This is a genomic window from Janthinobacterium sp. BHSEK (genome assembly GCF_056174685.1).
The window spans coordinates 1-1155 of record NZ_JBWBYV010000210.1 but is presented as its reverse complement, the minus strand read 5'-3'; the positions used below and the strand labels follow the sequence as shown (position 1 = coordinate 1155).

Here is a 1155-nt window from a genome sequence, read left to right as displayed (position 1 = left end):
TTCCACCTGACCTTCCGCGGCGACGTACCTGCCGCGCGCCAGCGCTTGCAGATCGGGCGCCGGCAGCGCCGTGCGATCGAGCTTGCCGTTGCTGGTCAGCGGGAAGGCGTCGAGCGTGACGAAGGCGCTGGGAATCATGTAATCGGCCAGATGGGCGCCAAGCTGGGCGCGCAGTTCGCCAGCGACAGGCGCCGCGCCGGACGCGCGCAGGTAGGCCACCAGCCGTTTCTCGCCTGGCGCATCTTCGCGGGCGACGACCAGCGCTTCTGCCACGCCGTCGCATGCCAGCAGGCGCGTCTCGATCTCGCCCAGCTCGATGCGGAAGCCGCGGATCTTGACCTGGAAGTCGTTGCGTCCAAGGTAGTCGATGGAACCGTCCGCCAGCCAGCGCCCAAGGTCCCCGGTCTTGTACAGCCGCGCGCCGGCGGCATCGGCGTAAGGGTCGCGGATGAAGCGTTCCGCCGTCAATTCCGCGCGGTTCAGATAACCGCGCCCGACCTGCACGCCGGCGATGTGGATCTCGCCCGCCACGCCCACCGGCACCGGCTGCAGGTGACGGTCGAGGATGTAGATGCGCGTATTGGCGATCGGCCGGCCGATCGATACGCTGGCCGCACCGTCACCGGGCACGCAATGCTGCCACGTGACGTCCACCGCGGCTTCGGTCGGGCCATACAGATTGTGCAGCTCGACTTCTGGCCAGGTCCGCAGGAAGCGCTCGCTCAACTGGGGCGGCAGCGCCTCTCCGCTGCAGAACACGCGTTTCAGGCTGCCGCCCCGCCAGTCGCCGCATGCGCTCACAAAGGCTTGCAGCATCGACGGCACGAAGTGCATCGTCGTCACTGCGGCCTGCTCGATCAGCGCCGCCAGATAATCGGGTGACTTGTGGCCTTCCGGACGGGCGATCACCAGCGTGGCGCCAGACATCAGCGGCCAGAAGAACTCCCACACAGACACGTCAAAGCTGAACGGCGTTTTTTGCAGGACGCGGTCATCGGCACCGAGGCAGAACGCCTGTTGCATCCAGCACAGGCGGTTGACCACCGCGCCATGCTCGTTCATCGCGCCCTTGGGCTGGCCGGTGGAGCCGGAGGTGTAGATCACATAGGCGAGGTGGCCCGCATGCAGGCCGATGGCCTCAGCGTCCGGGTTGGC

Annotated in this window: 1 protein-coding gene; it reads right to left on the bottom strand. The window is 67.4% G+C overall.

Features of this window, described 5'->3' with window-relative positions; genetic code table 11:
* On the bottom strand, nt 1-1155 hold a 1155-nt coding region (locus AC0V2Y_RS28480), incomplete at both ends, for an amino acid adenylation domain-containing protein (RefSeq protein ID WP_475418466.1).